This is a genomic window from Pseudomonas sp. fls2-241-R2A-110, assembly GCF_030209165.1.
Lineage (GTDB): Bacteria > Pseudomonadota > Gammaproteobacteria > Pseudomonadales > Pseudomonadaceae > Aquipseudomonas.
This window is the reverse complement of record NZ_JARVSN010000021.1, coordinates 170177-188998: the sequence shown is the minus strand read 5'-3', so window position 1 is coordinate 188998 and position 18822 is coordinate 170177. Positions and strand designations below refer to the sequence as shown.

Genomic DNA, 18822 nt, shown 5'->3' with positions numbered 1-18822 from the left:
GCTCCCACATGGATTTGTGCATGACACAGGTTCGGCGTTCGTTTTAGAGATACCGCGCCATGATGTCATCCACTACACCTTCCTTGCGCAGTTGATCCAGCGCCGCCTGAAGCTTGGCCACCAGTTCATCCGGTACATCCTTGTTCAAGGCCAGGTAAAGCTCCGCACTGTTGAAGCGCAACACCGTCTTGAGGCCGTTAACCCCTTCCTGACGCGCCAGATAACGCCCGGCCGGGTCACCCGTCGCCCACAAATCAATCTGGCCACTCTCCAGCTTTTTCGCGTTGTCCTGATCGCGCAGCACAACGATCGGCTTCAACCCTTGCTTGGCCAGCGTCTCTGCGATTGCGTCACCCTTGTACGCGCCGATCTTGTATTTGCGCGCCTGTTCGAGCGACTCGATGCTGATCTTGCTGTCGGCCTTGGCCAACATGATCCAGTCATCCGGGCCTATCGGGCCGACCCACTTGAAGAGCTTTTCACGGTCCGGCAAGCGCGCCATCACGAACACGCCATAACCGGGCCTTTCGAGGGCGAGTTTGTAGATTCGCTCCCAAGGAAAACGCAGCGTCAGGCTGTAGGAGACTTTGGCACGCTTGAACATCGCACGGACAATGTCGACGGCGATGCCATTGATGTTCTCGTCCTGAGCGAAATTCTTGCCGTTCTTCGCCATGTTGTACGGCGGGAAATTTTCCGTCAGCAGCACCAGGTCGGTGGCGGGACTTTCTTCAGCATGCACGCCATTGATGAGCAATAGCGAAGCACTGGCGAGGGCAAGAAGCAGGCGTTTGATCATGTCGGGCTACCGAAATCCATGGCGTGCCCAAGAGTGCCTTGAGCCTGCGATGATGTCTACTGGCCCTTTGATAACACTGCTACCCGAACTGCAAATCACAAGAGCTTCGTTGAGGTAAATAGTTACCGCCACTCCTGACCCTGTCCCTGATTAATTAGTGATGACCGGCAACAGTCTGGTTTTTCAATCACGTCATCAGAGGCACCTGGCAATGAACTCGATCCCTGGCATGCTTTTCGGCACTTTGTGCTTGCTGTGTACACCCTGTTTTGCAGGCAGCCACGATTATGGCGAAGGGTTGCAAAACCTGTCCTCTTCCAGAGTCCTCGACAATGGCAACGGGTCGCATGACCACTGGCAAGGCATCGGGCGCCTGGCAATCAACCAAGGCAGCTGCACCGCATCGCTAATTGATACACGCGATGAGACCGCCTCTGAAACTCCCGCTTACGTACTGACCGCAGGACACTGCGTAGAGTTGAGCAATGGAAACATTGTGACCGACAGCCCCTTCAGTGGAACCATGGATTTCAATTACTTCGCCGATGTTTCCACGTTCAAGCGTTATCCATTGAAGACCGTGACATGGCGGAGCATGCAAGGCGTTGATATGGCGATTATCGAACTCGACGCCAGCATTCAAAAGCTCATCGATGAGGGCATACAACCCTTGAAGCTGGCTCGCGACATACCACCATACGATACGGATATGTTGATCGTGGGTGCCCCCAAGGGCTTTGACCAGATTACGTTGCGCATGGCGGCGTGCACGCTACAGCCGGCCAAGGAGATTGTTGAAGGGGCATGGGTATGGCGAAACACCTTTATGACGCGCTGCCAGGATGTTCGGGGCGGTGGGTCCGGAAGTCCTGTACTCGAACGCTATACCAACGAGATCATCGGCATTATAGGCACGGGAAATTTTGAGGAGGGCATTGTTCCGTGTCTCGACAACGCGCCATGTACACCGATTGGCGATACCTTTCAGGCTGTGCCGGGGAACGTGTATGGCAACGCTACGACGCTTCTAAACGGATGCTTCTTGCAAGGTCGTATTGCTACAAATCCGCCGTCGTCCTGCCAGCTCTACCCAACCTTTACCATTGAAAGCACGAATCATCTGGAAAGCTACAAAAGGGCCAAACAGCTGGATGACCGTTCGTTTGTCGTACCGACCTGGAATTATCGATTTTCGATCAGCACCGCGTTTTATCGCTTTAAATCTGTTCGCAGCGCAATGGAGTGCGAGAGCACACAACACTATAGCGATGCCATCAGTGCCACGGACGCGTTCATCAACGCGCAGATAGGAACGACACCCGGATTCTATTTTCTGTGCATCGTCGGTGTAGATTCTGCGACACAACGGCCTGAAGCGGGCCTGCTTAAAAACGCTTTATCGTTACCAATAGAGATATTGGATAACAAGCCAACAGCGCCGCCTGATTTGTCGATCGAGGCCGAAGTCTTTGTAAAACTGGCGGAAGCCGAAGCGCCGTATCGGACCTACTCGATTAAATATGGTCCTGTGGAAACCACCGATTGTCATGCGCCCGATAAATACATCGAGAACATGCCAATGGATTTCTTTATTGCGAATGACAAACTTCCGGGAAAACTTTGCGTCATCGCTTATGACAAGTCGGGACAAGCGTCCGAACCCAGGATTGACGTGTTCAACCGCGTGACTGGGGCGCAACAGGCCACATCAGCCGACGCCGACGCGGCTCGTTGACTACGGCCCGGAGAATGTTCCCGGGCCGTCGGCCGTTATCGCATGACGATGCCGCGATGCGCCATGTAGGCCTTGGCTTCCTGCACGGTGTATTCGCCGAAGTGGAAAATACTCGCCGCCAACACCGCGCTGGCGTGGCCTTCGAGGATGCCGTCAGCCAAGTGCTGCAGGTTGCCGACGCCGCCGGAGGCAATCACCGGGATGCCAAGCGCGTCGCTGATGGCGCGGGTAACGCCCAGGTCGAAACCGTTTTTCATGCCGTCCTGGTCCATGCTGGTCAGCAGGATTTCGCCGGCACCGAGGCCTTCCATTTTCTTCGCCCACTCAACAGCATCGAGGCCGGTAGGTTTGCGACCGCCGTGTGTGAAGATCTCCCAGCGCGGGGTTTCACCCGGTCCCGAGACCTTCTTCGCGTCAATGGCGACGACGATGCACTGCGAACCGAAATGCTGGGCAGCCTCGCCAACGAATTCCGGGTTGAACACCGCCGCGGTGTTGATCGAGACCTTGTCCGCGCCAGCATTGAGCAGGTTGCGGATGTCCTGCACGGTGCGTACGCCACCGCCCACGGTCAGCGGGATGAACACCTGGCTGGCCATGCGCTCGACGGTATGCAGCGTGGTGTCGCGACCGTCGACGCTGGCGGTGATGTCGAGGAAGGTAATCTCGTCGGCACCTTGCTCGTCGTAGCGACGGGCAATTTCCACCGGGTCGCCAGCATCACGAATGTTCTCGAACTTGACGCCCTTGACCACCCGGCCGTTGTCCACGTCCAGGCAAGGGATGATGCGTTTGGCCAGCGCCATGGTCAGTCCTCAGCCTTTGTACGAATCGCAGAAAGCTTGCGCTTCAGCGACGTCGAGGGTGCCTTCATAGATCGCCCGGCCGGTGATCGCGCCGATGATGCCTGGCGCCTTGGCGTCGAGCAGCGATTTGATGTCACCCAGATTGTGGATACCGCCGGAAGCGATCACCGGAATGCGCGTGGCAGCGGCCAGCGCAGCCGTGAACGGAACGTTGCAGCCCTGCATCATGCCGTCTTTGGCGATGTCGGTATAAACGATCGCAGACACACCGTCGGCTTCGAATTGCTTGGCCAGGTCGATCACCTGAACGGTGCTGATTTCAGCCCAGCCGTCGGTAGCGACGAAGCCGTCCTTGGCGTCCAGACCAACGATCACCTTGCCCGGGAACGCGCGGCAGGCTTCGGCAACGAAGGCCGGATCTTTCACGGCTTTGGTGCCGATGATGACGTAGCTCACGCCCGCTTTGACATAGTGCTCGATGGTTTCCAGGGAACGGATACCGCCGCCGATCTGGATCGGCAGGTTCGGGTAGCGCTTGGCAATCGCGGTAACGACTTCGCCGTTGACCGGCTGGCCTTCGAATGCGCCGTTCAGGTCGACCAGATGCAGACGGCGGCAACCGCCTTCCACCCACTTGGCAGCCATGCTCACCGGGTCATCGGAGAACACTGTGGAATCTTCCATGCGGCCCTGGCGCAGACGAACACAGGCACCGTCCTTGAGATCGATAGCGGGAATAATCAGCATCTGGCAAACCTTCAAATTCGAGTGTTCAGCTTCGCTCGGAAATCAGTTTTTCTCGAGCGCCCACAAGTCGCTTTCGATGCTTTCGAACCTCTCTTTGAGGTGCGTCTGCACATCGAAAATCGCCCTGTTGTAATAATGCGGCGCAATTTCACGGGTAAACAGCTCAAGGATTTCAGCCGCTTCGAACGAACCCAGGTCCAGTTCGAAGCGATCTTCCATGAAGCGTTTGATCTTCTGGTTCGCCTCGTTCTCCTGTTCGGGAGTGAGGGTCAGGATCGGTGGCTTCTTCTTGACGGCCATTTACCAGCGACCATCCCACGCGGCGAAGTTCTGCAGCAATTGCAGGCCATGGGTATGGCTCTTCTCCGGGTGGAACTGCACGGCGAAACGCGAGCCATCGGCCAGCGCTGCGGCGAAATCGACACCATAGTGACCGCCACCCACCACCTGCCGCGCATTGCCGGCGGCGATGTAGTAGCTGTGCACGAAGTAGAAACGCGCCATGTCCGGAATGTTGTGCCACAGCGGGTGACTCACCGTCTGCTTCACTTCGTTCCAGCCCATGTGAGGGACTTTCAGGTGTTCGCCGTCTTCATGCAGGTCTTTGCCGAAGAACTTCACCGCGCCCGGGAACAGTCCGATGCAATCGACGCCATCGTTCTCTTCACTGCTGTCGAGCAAGGCTTGCATGCCGACGCAGATGCCGAGGAACGGACGGTCCTGACTGACTTCGCGCACCAGCGCATCGAAGCCCAGGCGACGGATCTCCGCCATGCAATCGCGAATCGCGCCGACACCGGGGAAAACCACCCGGTCGGCTTCGCGAATCACATCGGCATCGCTGGTGATCAGCACCTTGCCGGCACCGACGTGCTCGAGGGCCTTGGCCACCGAGTGCAGGTTGCCCATGCCGTAATCGATAACCGCGACCGTCTGCATTACAGAACGCCTTTGGTCGAGGGCATCTGACCGGCCATGCGGTCATCGAGCTCGACGGCCATGCGCAGCGCGCGGCCGAAAGCCTTGAACACGGTTTCGATCTGGTGGTGGGTGTTGGTGCCGCGCAGGTTGTCGATGTGCAGGCTCACGAGCGCATGGTTGACGAAGCCCTGGAAGAATTCCTGAAACAGGTCAACGTCGAAGCCGCCAACGGTGGCGCGGGTGTAGGGAACATGCATCTGCAGGCCAGGACGGCCGGAAAAGTCGATCACAACGCGCGACAGCGCTTCATCGAGCGGCACATAGGCGTGACCGTAACGACGGATGCCTTTTTTGTCGCCGATGGCTTTGGCAAAGGCCTGACCCAGGGTGATACCGACGTCTTCCACGGTGTGGTGGTCGTCGATATGCAGGTCGCCCTTGCTGACAATATCCAGGTCGATCAGCCCGTGACGGGCGATCTGGTCCAGCATGTGCTCAAGAAAAGGAACACCGATATCAAATCGGGCCTTTCCGGTGCCATCCAGGTTGATCGAGGCTTTGATCTGGGTTTCCAGAGTGTCGCGCTCGACTGACGCCTTACGTTCGGCCATCACCAGCTCCGCAAAAATCATTGGGCGAAAAAGGCAGCCATTATAGGGGGGCGGGCGCGAAACAGAAACACGAGAGGTGATATGACTGACGGAGTGAATTCCGTGCTGTCGGGGATAGACATGTCCATACAAGCGGAATTGAAGGCACCTCAAACAAATGTGGGAGCGAGCTTGCTCGCGATGAGGCCATCACATTCAACATTTCTGTCGATTGTAAGACCGCCATCGCGAGCAAGCTCGCTCCCACAGGTTATGCGTTAGGCAGGCGACTTAGTGGAACAGGACCGCAGTTTTCTGCAGGGTGACCCAGACACCCCACGCCAACGGAATGCCCACCACCAGCCACGCAGCGATCGCAAGCGGCTTGGTGCCTGGCGCGGCTTTCCATTCAAGAACGGTGGTCGCATCGGCACCCTTGTCGTGACCCAGCGCCTGTTCGGCAGCGAGTTCAGCGTCGCTCATGAAGTACTTATCGGCTACCGGGCGCACCATCAAGTTGCACAGGAAACCCAGCACCAGCAGCCCCGCGAGGATGTACAAGGTGATGTCGTAAGCCGCGGCACGTTCAACGCCGATGCTCAGCTGATATTCACGCAGGTAGTTCACCAACACCGGACCCAATACGCCCGCCGCCGCCCACGCGGTCAACAGACGACCGTGGATCGCGCCAACCATTTGCGTACCGAACAGGTCTGCCAGGTAAGCCGGCACCGTCGCAAAACCACCGCCGTACATCGACAGGATGATGCAGAACGCCGCTACGAACAGTGCAACGTTGCCCAGGTGACCGAGGTTGGGGATCAGCGCATACAGCGCGAAACCGAGGGCGAAGAACACGAAGTAGGTGTTTTTGCGACCCAGGTAGTCCGAGAACGAAGCCCAGAAGAACCGGCCACCGATGTTGAACAGGCTCAGCAAACCGGTGAAACCGGCAGCAATCGCCGCAATCGAGGCCAGTTGCGCAGCGTCCAGCTGACCGAACGTTAGATTGTTGCCCAGCAATTTACCGGCAAACACTTCCTGCAAAAGCGGCGACGCCATGCCAAGGATGCCGATACCGGCGGATACGTTCAGGCACAGCACCAGCCACACCAGACGGAATTGCGGAGTTTTCCACGCTACATTCACGTGAACGTGACGATGAGTGATCATCGCGTTCGAAGCTTTTTTCGCCGGGGCGGTCCAGCCTTCAGGCTTCCAGCCGGTGGGCGGAACGCGGTAGGACAGTGCGCCGCCGATCATGAACACGAAGTAGATCGCGGCCATCACCAGGAAGCTCTGCCACACGCCGACGCTGGTTGGCGAAGCGAAGTGGCCCATCAGGGCCGCGGCCAGCGGAGCACCGACCATCGCACCACCACCAAACCCCATGATCGCCATGCCGGTGGCCATGCCACGCTTGTCCGGGAACCACTTGATCAAGGTCGAGACGGGCGAGATGTAACCCAGGCCCAGACCGATACCGCCAATGACCCCGGAGCCAATCCACATCAGCCAGATCTGGTGGGTATAAACCCCCAGCGCGGAAATCAGCAGACCGCCACACCAGCACAGCGCCGACACGACGCCAGCCTTGCGCGGCCCGGCATGTTCCAGCCAGCCGCCCCAGATCGCTGCCGAGCAACCCAGGAAGATGAAAAACAGGGTGTAGATCCAGCCGAGCATCGAGATCGGCCAGTCACATTGCGACGAGAAAACCTGCGAGATGAAGCTCATGTCCGGCGCGCAAGCCACTGGAGCGGTCACACCCAGGGCTTTGGACAGTGGCAACCAGAACACCGAAAAGCCGTAGGCCATGCCGATGCAGAGGTGGATGGCCAATGCGGCAGGTGGCACCAGCCAACGGTTGAAACCGGGCTTGGCGATGATGCGTTCCTTGGACAGGAACGCGGGCTGATCGGCGCTGAGGCCGTCCGCCGTGATGCTCGTTGTCATTGTGTATCCCCCAATTATTAGTAGAGTTCGCCAGCCATTCTTCCCCCTCAGCCTTTATGCGCACGCATGGCTGTTTTTTCGGGGAAGCTCCCTTTTGGTGCGACATCACGCCGCGGAAGGACGGACGAACTGAGAGAGGTTAACATCTGTACGTGACAGAAAAACCAAAGTGATATCACCTTTTGTCTGTCATCTGTTCTCGTACCACTGAAGGAACCACCATGCCGATCATTGTCGAGCCGCTGAACGAAGCCACCTATCAGGATCAGCAAGATCTGCAGAAGATCTATCGCGATGCCCCGGACTGGCTGTTTGCCCCGTTTTCAGGGGACATGCAGTTGATTGAAGGCTGCCTGCGCGACGGTTCACTGATTGCCGGACGCTTCAATGATCGGCTGCTCGGCGCGGCTCGTTTGCAACGGCACCCTGGTGTCTGGCACCTGTCCCAATTATGCGTACGAAAAATTACCCGTCGTCGCGGTGTGGCCGAACGCCTGGTGAATGAAGCACAGAAAATGGCGGCGCAATCAGGTGCGGTCCTGCATTTGCTGGCACCGGCCGGGCATCTCGAAGCACAAGCGCTGGCCGCCAAGCTGAAGGTTGCGCTCGATGAACTGCCGGTGTGATCGCTGACCGGTCGTGCGCTTTGGAGCGCTATACTCCCCGGCTAAATTTCGAATTCGACTAAATACAAGGACTCGCCCATGAAAGCGTTCGGCAAAATCCTGGGTCTGGTACTTCTCGGGCTGTTGCTGATCATTGTGGCGCTGGGCTTTGCCCTGACCCACCTCTTCGATCCCAACGACTACAAAGACGAGATTCGCCAGATTGCCCGCGACAAGGCCCACATCGAGCTGACGCTCAATGGCGATATCGGCTGGAGCCTGTTCCCGTGGCTGGGGCTTGAACTGCACGAAGCCAGTGTCGCGACCCTGGCCAAGCCCACCGAGCCGTTCGCTGACTTGCAGATGCTCGGCCTCTCTGTCCGGGTTTTGCCGCTGCTGCGCCGTGAGGTGCAGATGAGCGATGTACGCGTCGAAGGCCTGAACCTGCGCCTGAACCGCGACAAGGATGGCCATGGCAACTGGGAAGACATCGGCAAAGTCCCGTCCGCCGTGCCGGCCACACCACCAGCCACCTCTGACCAGTCCGCCCCTGCCCCGCAAACCACCGTCCAGGTAGAAAAGCCGCCGCAGCCGGCGCGCCTGGACATCGACAGCCTCACCGTGAACAACGCCCGCGTTGAATACAACGATGAGAAAACCGGCAAGCAGTTCAGCGCCGAAAGCATCCAGTTGAGCACCGGCCCGGTCCATGACTCGACCAACATCCCGGTCAAACTCACAGCATTCCTGGGCACTAACCAGCCGGTCTTGCGTGTCCGTACCGAGCTCAATGGCGAGTTGCGCTTCGAGCGCGCACTGCAGCGCTACAAATTCGAAGACATGAAGCTCTCCGGCGAAGTCGCTGGCGATCCACTGCAAGGCAAAACCATGACCTTCGCCGCCCAGGGCCAGTTGCTGCTGGACAAAGCCGCTAACGTCGCCGAGTGGACCGGCATCAAGATTTCCGCCAACCAGTTGCGAGCGCTGGGTGAGTTGAAGGTCAACGACCTCGACAAGACCCCGCAGATCAATGGGGCCATCTCGATTGCCCAATTCGACCTGGCAAAATTCGTTGACAGCATCGGCCAGAAACTTCCAACCATGGCCGATGGCAGCCTGAGTAAAGTCGAGCTGGTCAGCCGTGTGGCAGGTACGCCGACCAGCGTGTCCTTCGACAATATCAACCTGAAAGTCGATGACAGCAGCTTCAGTGGCCGCATCGCCGTCGAGGATTTCGCCAAGCAATCACTGCGCGTAGTGCTCAAGGCTGACACCTTCAACGCCGACCGCTACCTGCCGCCCAAATCCGCCGAAGCCAACAGCGCGACGCAGGTGCGTCAGGCCGAAGTGGCCAACACCGAAGCCAGCGCCATGGCCGGTGCCGGCAGCACCCCGCTGCCCGAAGCACCGACCAAAACCGCGTGGAGCACCGAACGCCTGTTGCCGGTAGAGCGCTTGAGCAAACTCGACGTGGACGCTGATCTGACCTTCGGCGAGTTGACCCTCGACAAACTGCCGATCCACAACGCAGCACTCAAGGCCACCGGCCAGGGCGGCTTGCTGACGCTGGAGAACCTGCGCGGCGATCTGTACGACGGCAACTTCGAAACCAAGGGCACGCTGGACGTGCGTCAGGAAGTGCCGGCGCTGGCCATGCAAACGCGCATCACCCGAGTACCGGTGGAACAAATCCTCGAAAGCCAAGGCAAGAAGCCTCCGGTCAAGGGACTGGTGACGCTCAACAGTGCGTTGACCGCCAGCGGCAATAGCCAGAAAGCGCTGATCGAGAGCCTCAACGGCAACGCCGGTTTTGTCATCAACAATGGCGTATTGCTCAACGCCAACCTTGAGCAACAACTGTGCAAAGGCATCGCCACCCTGAACCGTAAAACCCTCAGCGGCGAGCCGAAGGGCAAGGACACTCCGTTCCAGGAACTCAAAGGCAACCTGACCTTGCATAACGGCGTGGCCAGCAACCCGGACCTCAAAGTGCGCATCCCGGGCATGACCGTCAACGGCAACGGTGACGTCGACCTGCGAGTACTGGGCATGGATTATCGCGTGGGCATCGTCGTCGAAGGCGACACCAGCGCCATGCCCGATCCGGCCTGCCAGGTGGGTGAAAAGTACGTTGGTATCGAGTGGCCGCTGCGCTGCCGTGGCCCGCTGGAACTCGGCGCCAAGGCCTGCCGCGTGGACAACGAACGCATGGGCCAGGTCGCCGCCAAACTGGCTGGCGAAAAGCTCAGCGACAAAATCGACGAGAAGCTTGGCGACAAAGTCAGCCCCGAACTGAAAAACGCACTGAAGGGGCTGTTCAAGCGATGAAAGCCGAGCAGTTTTCATCGGCGGTGCTGGATTGGTACGACCGCCACGGCCGCCACGATTTGCCCTGGCAACAGGGGATCACCCCGTACCGGGTGTGGGTCTCGGAAATCATGCTGCAGCAAACCCAGGTCAGCACCGTACTGAACTACTTCGACCGTTTCATGGCTTCGCTGCCAACGGTCGAAGCCCTGGCCGCCGCACCGGAAGACGAAGTGCTGCACCTGTGGACCGGCCTGGGTTACTACACTCGCGCGCGCAATTTGCAGAAGACCGCGAAGATTGTTGTCGCCGAGCACGGCGGCGAGTTTCCACGCGATGTTGAAAAGCTGGTTGAGCTGCCGGGCATCGGCTTGTCGACGGCGGGCGCGATCGCCAGCCTGAGCATGGGCCTGCGGGCGCCGATCCTCGACGGCAACGTCAAACGGGTGCTGGCGCGGTTTACGGCGCAAGAGGGTTATCCGGGCGAGCCGAAGGTTGCCAAACAGCTGTGGGCGAACGCCGAGCGCTTCACGCCGCATGACCGGGTCAACGCCTACACCCAGGCGATGATGGACCTGGGCGCCACGCTCTGCACCCGTAGCAAACCAAGTTGTCTGCTTTGCCCGCTGGAAAAGGGCTGCGAGGCACACATGCTCGGCCTGGAAACCCGCTACCCGATCCCCAAGCCACGCAAAGCGGTGCCACAGAAGCGCACGCTGATGCCAATGCTCGCCAATGGCGAAGGCGCGATTCTGCTTTACCGTCGCCCTTCAACGGGCTTGTGGGGCGGTCTCTGGAGCTTGCCGGAACTCGACGACCTCGATGACCTGCAACACCTGGCCTCGCAGCACTCGCTCGAACTGGGCACCCAACAGGCACTGCCGAGCCTGGTGCACACCTTCAGCCATTTTCAATTATCCATCGAACCCTGGCTGGTTCAGGTCCAGGAGGCCGGCCACCACGTGGCCGAGGCCGACTGGCTCTGGTATAACCTCGCCACCCCGCCGCGCCTGGGCCTTGCCGCCCCGGTCAAAACCTTGCTCGAACGCGCGGCCGCCGTATTGAACGCAGGAGAGTCGTCATGACCCGCACCATCATGTGCCGCAAGTACAAAGAAGAATTGCCCGCTCTGGAGAAAGCCCCCTTCCCGGGCGCAAAAGGTCAGGACATTTTTGACCATGTCTCGGCCAAGGCCTGGGCTGACTGGCAAAAGCACCAGACCCTGCTGATCAACGAAAAACGCCTGAACATGATGAACGCCGAAGACCGCAAATACCTTCAGGGCGAGATGGACAAGTTCTTTTCCGGCGAGGAATACGCCAAGGCTGACGGCTACGTCCCACCTGCTCAATAATTGATCAAAATCCGGGGTCGACACGTAAGCGACGGTAATAATTAAATATTTTTTGAAAACTTGCTTGACGACCCCCTGAAAAACCCGTTTAATGCGCCCCGTTGCCCAGATAGCTCAGTCGGTAGAGCAGGGGATTGAAAATCCCCGTGTCGGCGGTTCGATTCCGTCTCTGGGCACCAAATACCGAAAACCCTGAATCGCAAGATTCAGGGTTTTTTTATGCCCGGGATTTGATGGGGCCCGGGTTTTGCGCCGAGCCGCCCTCCCCCGCGGAAATCGGCAGACGCATCAGACACCCACAAAAAAACCGCTTCCTGCGGTTTTTTTGTATGACTGCATTTTTGAAGTTATTAGCCCGAGACATATTGCTGGCCTGTCCAGTGAAGGTTCAGGTCACGGGCCGGACCGCTTCCGATGTCCACGGTATTGCGCCGTTCCTGGCCGTTACGCGTGGTGACTACCGTGTACTTGCCCGGAGGAAGCTGCACGTACACCAAGGGGCCGGCCTGATCCAGGCTGAACACAGGATGTCCTTGTGCGTTCTGAACGACCACATTCACGTCGGGCAGAAATTCGTTTGCAGGTCCGATAGAGAAACTCATGTGCAAGTTGTACCCATGAGATTGTTGAACGAAGCGTGCCTCATCCTCACCAATGCCTCCTGACAGGTATCTGATTCCATTCTGCTGTTCTGGCTGAATCTGCACACCGGCGGTGTCAACAGGTCCCGGCTGTATTGCCGGAGCCATGGAGGGAAACATCAACACACCGACAGCAGCGATGGGCAGTATCAATGAATGGATGTGTTTCATGATGACGACTCCCGGGTTCTACAGAACCCTATCGTTACGTCATTTAGATTTCTGACGGGACGTTCAAGTTTTATATCGATTAGTACTGTGATGAGCCTCAAATAGGACTACACGACGTATTCCAAGGGAGCGTGCCTAGAGGCAACTCATACTGCGTGGCCAAACGACGCAAGCCTGATCAACTTGGCCAGAGGCAGTGCCGACGGACTGCCACCGTCACTCATCACCCTTCCAGTTGAACACCAGATTACGCACGTTATCCTTGCCGACATCTGTCGTGTCGCGCTTTGTCTCACCGTGACGGGTGGCGACCACGGTGTACTTGCCAGCAGGTAACTGGACATAAACCAGCGGCCCTGCCTGACTGAGTGTCAGCACTGATTGACCTTGCGTACTCTGGATAACCAATTCCACATCCGGCACATATTTGCCTTCCGACCCAGTAGTAAAGGTCATGTGCAGGTTGTAGCCGGTCGTTTGCTGAATGGCCTTCGTTTCATCCTCGCCAATACCGCCGGACAGATAGGCAATCCCATTCTGTTCCTGCCGCTGAATTTGCACGCCTGTGCTGTCGATGGGCTCGATGCTGGCGGGCCACGTCATGGAGGGAAACATCAGCACACCGACAGCGGCGATGGGCAACATGAGGGAATGGATGGACTTCATGATGGCGACTCCCGGGCTCCACGGAACCCAATCGTTAATCCATTTAGATTTCTTGTTGAATGCTCAAGTTTTAGATTGATTGGTACTTGGGCTCACTGCGAATCGGACTACACGTTGTATTCCTGAATCACGTGCTGCAGTCGGTTGGTTCCTGCAAAACGAATCCACCCCTTCCTTCCGCTTTTCCATCCGCGCCCTGCATCGCCGACGAGTGCTTACTTGTCATTCTCTTTCGCCTGACTCTCCAGCTGCGGAAGACTCCATGAGCCTCGTCAAACCCGATAACACTCAAGATCCACAACTCACTTCACTGGTGGGCAATCTCGGCGAACTGATACGCCAGGCACGCCTTACGGTGCTGCGGGCGGTCGATACCGCTCAAGTGCACACCTGCTGGCAGATCGGGCGGCATATTGTCGAGTTCGAGCAGGAGGGGGCTCGGCGGGCCGAGTACGGCAAGCAGTTACTGCCGACGTTAGCGAAAGTATTGACGGCGGAATTTGGGAAAGGCTTTGACGCATCCAACCTTCGTTACATGCGCCTGTTCTATCAAGCATTCCCAAAGTGTGACGCACTGCGTCACGAATTGAGCTGGACCCACTACCGCAGGCTACTGCGTGTCGATAACGAACACGCACGCCACTGGTACATGAACGAATCGGCCATCCAGAACTGGTCAAGCCGCGCCCTGGAGCGCCAGATCAATACCTTGTATTACGAACGCCTGCTGGCAAGTCGTGATCGCCCCGCCGTCAAACAGGAAGCAGCAACCAACCTTCAGAACATGAACGCGCATCCTCGGGACTTCATCAGGGATCCGGTGATGCTGGAGTTTCTTGGATTACCCAATGCGGGGCTGACCCAGGAAACCGATCTCGAACAAGCACTGATCCATCAGCTTCAAGCGTTCCTGCTTGAACTGGGCAAAGGCTTTGCCTTCATTGCCCGCCAACAACGCATCAGCACCGAAAGCAAAGATTTCTACATCGACCTGGTGTTCTACAACTACCTGCTCAAATGCTTCGTCATCTTCGATCTCAAACGCGGCGAACTGACTCACCAGGATGTAGGGCAGATGGACATGTACGTGCGCATGTACGACGACCTCAAACGCGGGCCGGAAGATGGCCCGACCGTCGGCATCATCCTTTGTGCGCAGAAGGACGACTCCGTGGTGCGGTACTCGGTGCTAGAGGGAAATGAACAGCTGTTCGCCAGCAAATACAAACTGGTGCTGCCGAGCGAGGAGGAACTTCGAGCGGAAATGGATCGGGAGCGGGCAGCTTTAGAGGTGCGACTGTCGAATCAGAAGCTCCGATAAATACGCGCGGATTGTCCATTAGCGACGTGAAGACTATCGTTAGCAGCTACCCGCAAAGGTCCGGAAAAGATGAATCTGCAGGACACGTCCGCACTGCCGTCCGCTCAGATCGAGTCGCCATTGCCTACGGCCACTCCCATCGAACCCTTCAAGGAAGCGGCCGCTGACGGTTTCATCCTTGGCGGTTTTACCTGGAAGCACGTCTTGCCGGACACAACCCGCCCGGTAGTCATCATCAACGCCGCCACTTCCGTGCGTTGCCGTCACTACTCGCGCTTCGCTGATTACCTGTTTGCCAACGGCTTCGACGTGATCACGTTTGACTACCGAGGCATCGGTGAATCACGCCCGGCATCGCTCAAGGAACTCGACGCCTCATGGACCGACTGGGGATCGCTGGACTTTGAAGCGATGCTCAGACGCGCTCAGCGTGAATTCCCCGGGCAACCCATCGATGTCGTCGGCCACAGCTTTGGCGGCTGCGCAGCAGGCCTGGGAGCCTCAGGACATGTAATCCGGCATTTGGTCACCGTAGGTGCCCAGTTTGCTTACTGGCGCGACTATGCGCCCGCCCATCGCTGGAGAATGTTCGGCAAGTGGCACCTGGTAATGCCTCTCGTCACGATGATTTACGGCTATTTCCCCGGCAAACGCCTCGGCTGGCTGGAAGATACACCCGCTGGCGTCGTCCGTGACTGGAGCACGCCCACCGATCGCTACGAGAAGCGCCCCAGCGGCCGCCTGGCCCACGCAACACACGGCCAACTGCCGTTCGCCAGGGTCAGCGCAAAAACCCTCGCCATCAGCATCAGCGACGATCCTTACGGCACCATCGCGGCCATCGAGCGTCTGCTCGGTTACTTCACCCACAGCACAAAAACTCACTTGCGAATCGAGCCGCATGACATCGGCGAAGAAGAAGTCGGACATTTCGCCTTTTTTCGCAGCGCATACCAAGCCACACTATGGCCCATTGCATTGTCCTGGCTGCAGAACGGCGAACTGGCCCCCGACACACCCGGGCGGCGAGTGCCACGCAGCTGACGCCTGTGCCCACTCAACGAATTACGGAACGACGCTCATGGCCTCCGCCAACAAGCAGAACAAACGCGCCACCCGCGCCAAAGCCAAGGCCAAGCAGAACCGCACCCAACGGGCTGCCGCACCGGTCGAGCTGGACCCGAACGATGATCGCATCGACTTCGAATCGGTGGACCTGACCGAACTGTTCAAGAAAATGATCGACGCCGAGAAAACCAGCCAGCAAGCGATGTGCGTGGCCTTCCTCGAAGACCCGCTGCTGGAACTGGTGTACGAACAGGAAGGCGAAGAAGGCGCGATGGACTTTATCCTCGCGGCGCTGATCGAATATCGCCAATGGTCCACCGAAGTCGATGAAGCCGGCGCCCTGGCGTGGATTGAATCACCAGCCTTCCAGGCTGACTACGTGGCGGCGTCCGACGCCATCGCAGCCCAAACCCAACAGAAACCGAACTGAGTTCCCATGGCCTCCCTGAACAAACAGCAAAAACGCGCCAAACGCGCCAAGATCAAAGCCAAGCAAATCAATATCCACGGCCGCAAACCTGCCGCACTGGACGATGACCTGGGGGAAATCGGCGAGCCGATCCCGGAATACACCCTGGCGATGTTCAGCAAAATGCGCGACGCGGAAGCCATCAGCCGTGGCGACATGCTGAAGATCCTGCTGTCGGACCTCGCCGGGATTATCAGCGACCATCCAGAATTGCTGGACATGGAAAACGCCGACAACGAAGCCATGGCCGCCACTCACCTGGCCGCCGACATGCTGATCGACTACCGCATGTGGACCGATGGCATGGACCGCGATACCGCACAGGCCTGGCTGACCGATCCACAATTCATCACCGACTTCGGCGATGCGCTGGACAGCTATCGCCAGGCGCTGGATGCGCAGGAAGAAAAGGCCGAGTAAGTACTCGCCTTCGCAAACAAAAACGGCCGTTTGTCATCACTGACAGCGGCCGTTTTTTTTGTAACTTTCAACACCACAATCAGGCAGCAACACCTTCCAGGCGCGGGATTTCAAAACCCAGTTTGGCGCTGGCATAACCCAGTTCGCCTTTAGCGATGGACTGAGCCTTGAAGCCTGCAGCGATCAGGTCCTGCACATACAGCTTGTTATAGATGAACATGAAAACGAGATTGCTGAGGCTGAACGTGAAGCAAGCAATGACGAACATGATCGCCGCCCACTTGATGTCACCGCGGAACAATGCCGGGAAAAAGCCGAAGAAAAACACGGTCCATGAGAAGCCGATTGGCGCTTCTTTCATGGCTCCGGTTTGAGGGTTTTTGAATACAACCGATGTAAACGCCATGCCTGACTCCTTGATGCCCCGATGGGTTGGCTGAATGACCGGGCTAGCTCCATGCAGCTCTTTAAACGGCAAACACACGCAAATGCATCGTGACTGACGTCAGATGAGAGAGCAGGCAAGGAAGGGTCGAGGGCTGTAGCCAGGGAAGGCTGGTGGTGTCGAACAATCCATGTCCTGAAACTCCATCGCATCCCGCAACAGCGAGATACACATTCGACGAGAAGGCTACTATCTCGCCATCATCGTGCCCATCAGATAGCCAGACGATCAATCGACTGATTGAAAGCAAAAACGACCGCGATCATTGCTGAAGGCGGTCGTTTTTGATGTTTCACCCGCACCAGGGTGCGTTTAGATCACTCAGCGAACTACCGCTGCAATCAACTGCTCGTTGCGACGACGGCGGGCGACAAACAAGCCCGCAGCCACGACCAGCAAGCTCAGCAGGCCGGTCGCTAGGATTTCCACGCGATGGGCTTCCTGGAACAGCATGATGGTCAGTGCGCCAACGATGAACACGATCACCGCGTAGGTCAGGCCCGGGAACAGCCACATGCTGAAGGCGATTTTCTCGCCGCGCGCCATGCGCTGCTTGCGCATACGCAGTTGCGAGAAGGCGATCACCAGGTACACCAGCAACGCGATTGCGCCGGAGCTTGCCAGCAGGAATTCGAACACGGCAGCCGGGGCCACGTAGTTCGCAAACACGGCCAGGAAGGCTGCGCCGGTGGACAACATGACGGCCCAGTACGGCGTGCCGCTCTTGTTGGTGCGTTGGGAAACGGCCGGTGCATCACCGCGTTTGCCCAGGGAGAACATCATGCGCGAAGCGGTGTACAGCGCCGAGTTCAGGCAGCTGGTCACAGCAACGAGTACGACGATGTCGACGATCAGCTTGGCGTTCGGGATGCCCATGCGCTCAAGGACGGTCTGGTACGAACCGACGCTGGCCAGAATCGGGTCGTTCCATGGCACCAGGGCCACAACGATGAAGATCGACACGAGGTAGAACAAGCCAATCCGCCAGATCACCGAATTGGTGGCCTTGGAGATTTGCTGGCCAGGGTTCTTCGATTCGGCCGCTGCGATAGTCACAATCTCAGTGCCCATGAACGAGAACATGGTCGTCAGAATCGCGCCCAACACCGCGCCCATGCCGTTTGGCAGGAAGCCCTGAGTGTCGAACAGGTGCGAAACGCCGCTGACCTGGCTGTTCGGCAGGAAACCGAAGATCGCCATAATGCCGAGACCGATGAAACCGATGATCGCGATGACTTTGACCAGGGCGAACCAGAACTCGAACTCACCGTAGTTCTTCACGCTGAACAGGTTGGTCACCGTCAGCAGCAAGGTGATGATCAACGTGAACGCCCAGATGGCCACGTTGGGGAACCAGGCATGCAGGATAGTCGCGGCAGCGTTGGCCTCTAGCGGGATGACCAGGACCCAGAACCACCAGTAGAGCCAGCCAATGGTGAAGCCGGCCCAGTGACCGATCGCGCGATCGGCGTAAGTCGAGAAGGAGCCGGTGTCCGGAGAAGCTACGGCCATTTCGCCGAGCATGCGCATCACCAGCACCACCAGGGCACCGGCGGCAGCGTAGGCCAACAGCACGGCTGGGCCTGCAGCGGCGATGGCGTGGCCGGAGCCGACGAACAGGCCGGCGCCGATAACACCGGCGATCGACAACATAGTCACATGACGCGGTTTGAGCCCCTGTTCGAGGCCATTAGAGCTTTGGGTACTGCTCATTGAAACTACCTTTGTAAGGGAAAGCGATTTGCATACATCCCGCTCGGTGATCCTTCTCGTAAAAAGAAACCAACGGGGCGTTTCGAAA

General features: G+C 58.0%; 20 protein-coding genes and 1 tRNA gene. 10 read left to right on the top strand and 11 right to left on the bottom strand.

Annotation, left to right across the window (positions count from 1 at the left end; all coding sequences use genetic code 11):
• Positions 1-43 precede the first annotated feature (43 nt).
• The gene (locus QRN31_RS17890) at positions 44-799 is read right to left on the bottom strand and encodes a substrate-binding periplasmic protein (protein WP_285433478.1); all 756 of its coding nucleotides are present in this window, start codon (positions 797-799) and stop codon (positions 44-46) included.
• Positions 800-1010: 211 nt separating this feature from the next.
• Between QRN31_RS17890 and QRN31_RS17885 the strand changes: the two genes are divergently transcribed.
• Positions 1011-2534 carry a trypsin-like serine peptidase gene (locus tag QRN31_RS17885; protein ID WP_285433476.1) on the top strand — a complete coding sequence of 508 codons (1524 nt, stop codon included), beginning with the start codon at positions 1011-1013 and terminating at the stop codon, positions 2532-2534.
• A gap of 35 nt (positions 2535-2569) precedes the next feature.
• On the opposite strand, the gene hisF is transcribed toward QRN31_RS17885, so the two are convergent.
• The 6 genes from hisF to QRN31_RS17855 all read right to left on the bottom strand — a co-directional run bounded on the left by hisF (position 2570) and on the right by QRN31_RS17855 (position 7554).
• On the bottom strand, positions 2570-3340 hold the full coding sequence (hisF, locus tag QRN31_RS17880; protein WP_007897430.1) for an imidazole glycerol phosphate synthase subunit HisF: 771 nt from the start codon (positions 3338-3340) through the stop codon (positions 2570-2572).
• 9 nt (positions 3341-3349) lie between these two features.
• Positions 3350-4087, bottom strand: a complete 738-nt coding sequence (hisA, locus tag QRN31_RS17875) for a 1-(5-phosphoribosyl)-5-[(5-phosphoribosylamino)methylideneamino]imidazole-4-carboxamide isomerase (RefSeq protein ID WP_017336056.1) — start codon at positions 4085-4087, stop codon at positions 3350-3352.
• Between the two features lie 42 nt (positions 4088-4129).
• On the bottom strand, positions 4130-4387 hold the full coding sequence (locus QRN31_RS17870) for a DUF2164 domain-containing protein (RefSeq protein WP_050682512.1): 258 nt from the start codon (positions 4385-4387) through the stop codon (positions 4130-4132).
• Positions 4388-5026: an imidazole glycerol phosphate synthase subunit HisH gene (gene hisH / locus QRN31_RS17865; RefSeq protein ID WP_285433472.1), complete on the bottom strand. Its 639-nt coding sequence runs from the start codon at positions 5024-5026 to the stop codon at positions 4388-4390. It abuts the gene before it with no gap.
• Positions 5026-5619: an imidazoleglycerol-phosphate dehydratase HisB gene (gene hisB, locus QRN31_RS17860; protein ID WP_003218037.1), complete on the bottom strand. Its 594-nt coding sequence runs from the start codon at positions 5617-5619 to the stop codon at positions 5026-5028. The genes hisH and hisB overlap by 1 nt, the downstream gene beginning before the upstream one ends.
• A gap of 270 nt (positions 5620-5889) precedes the next feature.
• On the bottom strand, positions 5890-7554 hold the full coding sequence (locus QRN31_RS17855; RefSeq protein ID WP_285433470.1) for an OFA family MFS transporter: 1665 nt from the start codon (positions 7552-7554) through the stop codon (positions 5890-5892).
• 221 nt (positions 7555-7775) lie between these two features.
• Between QRN31_RS17855 and QRN31_RS17850 the strand changes: the two genes are divergently transcribed.
• The 5 genes from QRN31_RS17850 to QRN31_RS17830 all read left to right on the top strand — a co-directional run bounded on the left by QRN31_RS17850 (position 7776) and on the right by QRN31_RS17830 (position 11999).
• Complete coding sequence (locus QRN31_RS17850; protein ID WP_285433469.1) at positions 7776-8180, top strand: acetyl-CoA sensor PanZ family protein; 405 nt, start codon at positions 7776-7778, stop codon at positions 8178-8180.
• 78 nt (positions 8181-8258) lie between these two features.
• Positions 8259-10487: an AsmA family protein gene (locus tag QRN31_RS17845; protein ID WP_285433468.1), complete on the top strand. Its 2229-nt coding sequence runs from the start codon at positions 8259-8261 to the stop codon at positions 10485-10487.
• Positions 10484-11551, top strand: a complete 1068-nt coding sequence (mutY, locus tag QRN31_RS17840) for an A/G-specific adenine glycosylase (protein ID WP_285433466.1) — start codon at positions 10484-10486, stop codon at positions 11549-11551. The genes QRN31_RS17845 and mutY overlap by 4 nt, the downstream gene beginning before the upstream one ends.
• Positions 11548-11820, top strand: a complete 273-nt coding sequence (locus QRN31_RS17835; RefSeq protein ID WP_090176790.1) for an oxidative damage protection protein — start codon at positions 11548-11550, stop codon at positions 11818-11820. The genes mutY and QRN31_RS17835 overlap by 4 nt, the downstream gene beginning before the upstream one ends.
• 103 nt (positions 11821-11923) lie before the next feature.
• Positions 11924-11999, top strand: a tRNA-Phe gene (locus QRN31_RS17830).
• Positions 12000-12170: 171 nt separating this feature from the next.
• Here the strand turns inward: QRN31_RS17830 and QRN31_RS17825 are convergent.
• Positions 12171-12632, bottom strand: coding sequence for a carboxypeptidase regulatory-like domain-containing protein (locus QRN31_RS17825; protein ID WP_285433463.1), 462 nt, complete (start codon positions 12630-12632; stop codon positions 12171-12173).
• Between the two features lie 216 nt (positions 12633-12848).
• Positions 12849-13298: a carboxypeptidase regulatory-like domain-containing protein gene (locus QRN31_RS17820; protein WP_285433461.1), complete on the bottom strand. Its 450-nt coding sequence runs from the start codon at positions 13296-13298 to the stop codon at positions 12849-12851.
• A 262-nt stretch (positions 13299-13560) separates the two neighbouring features.
• Here QRN31_RS17820 and QRN31_RS17815 point away from each other — a divergent pair, with 262 nt between their 5' ends.
• The 4 genes from QRN31_RS17815 (at position 13561) to QRN31_RS17800 (ending at position 16576) form a co-directional block, all read left to right on the top strand.
• On the top strand, positions 13561-14619 hold the full coding sequence (locus tag QRN31_RS17815) for a PDDEXK nuclease domain-containing protein (protein ID WP_285433460.1): 1059 nt from the start codon (positions 13561-13563) through the stop codon (positions 14617-14619).
• Positions 14620-14688: 69 nt separating this feature from the next.
• Positions 14689-15663, top strand: a complete 975-nt coding sequence (locus QRN31_RS17810; RefSeq protein WP_285433458.1) for an alpha/beta hydrolase family protein — start codon at positions 14689-14691, stop codon at positions 15661-15663.
• A 37-nt stretch (positions 15664-15700) separates the two neighbouring features.
• Complete coding sequence (locus tag QRN31_RS17805; protein WP_222589373.1) at positions 15701-16117, top strand: hypothetical protein; 417 nt, start codon at positions 15701-15703, stop codon at positions 16115-16117.
• A 6-nt stretch (positions 16118-16123) separates the two neighbouring features.
• On the top strand, positions 16124-16576 hold the full coding sequence (locus QRN31_RS17800) for a hypothetical protein (protein ID WP_090176806.1): 453 nt from the start codon (positions 16124-16126) through the stop codon (positions 16574-16576).
• A 79-nt stretch (positions 16577-16655) separates the two neighbouring features.
• Here QRN31_RS17800 and QRN31_RS17795 read toward each other — a convergent pair whose 3' ends face one another.
• Positions 16656-16982, bottom strand: a complete 327-nt coding sequence (locus QRN31_RS17795) for a hypothetical protein (RefSeq protein ID WP_285433457.1) — start codon at positions 16980-16982, stop codon at positions 16656-16658.
• A gap of 360 nt (positions 16983-17342) precedes the next feature.
• Positions 17343-18734: a GABA permease gene (gene gabP / locus QRN31_RS17790; protein ID WP_285433455.1), complete on the bottom strand. Its 1392-nt coding sequence runs from the start codon at positions 18732-18734 to the stop codon at positions 17343-17345.
• Positions 18735-18822: the final 88 nt, after the last annotated feature.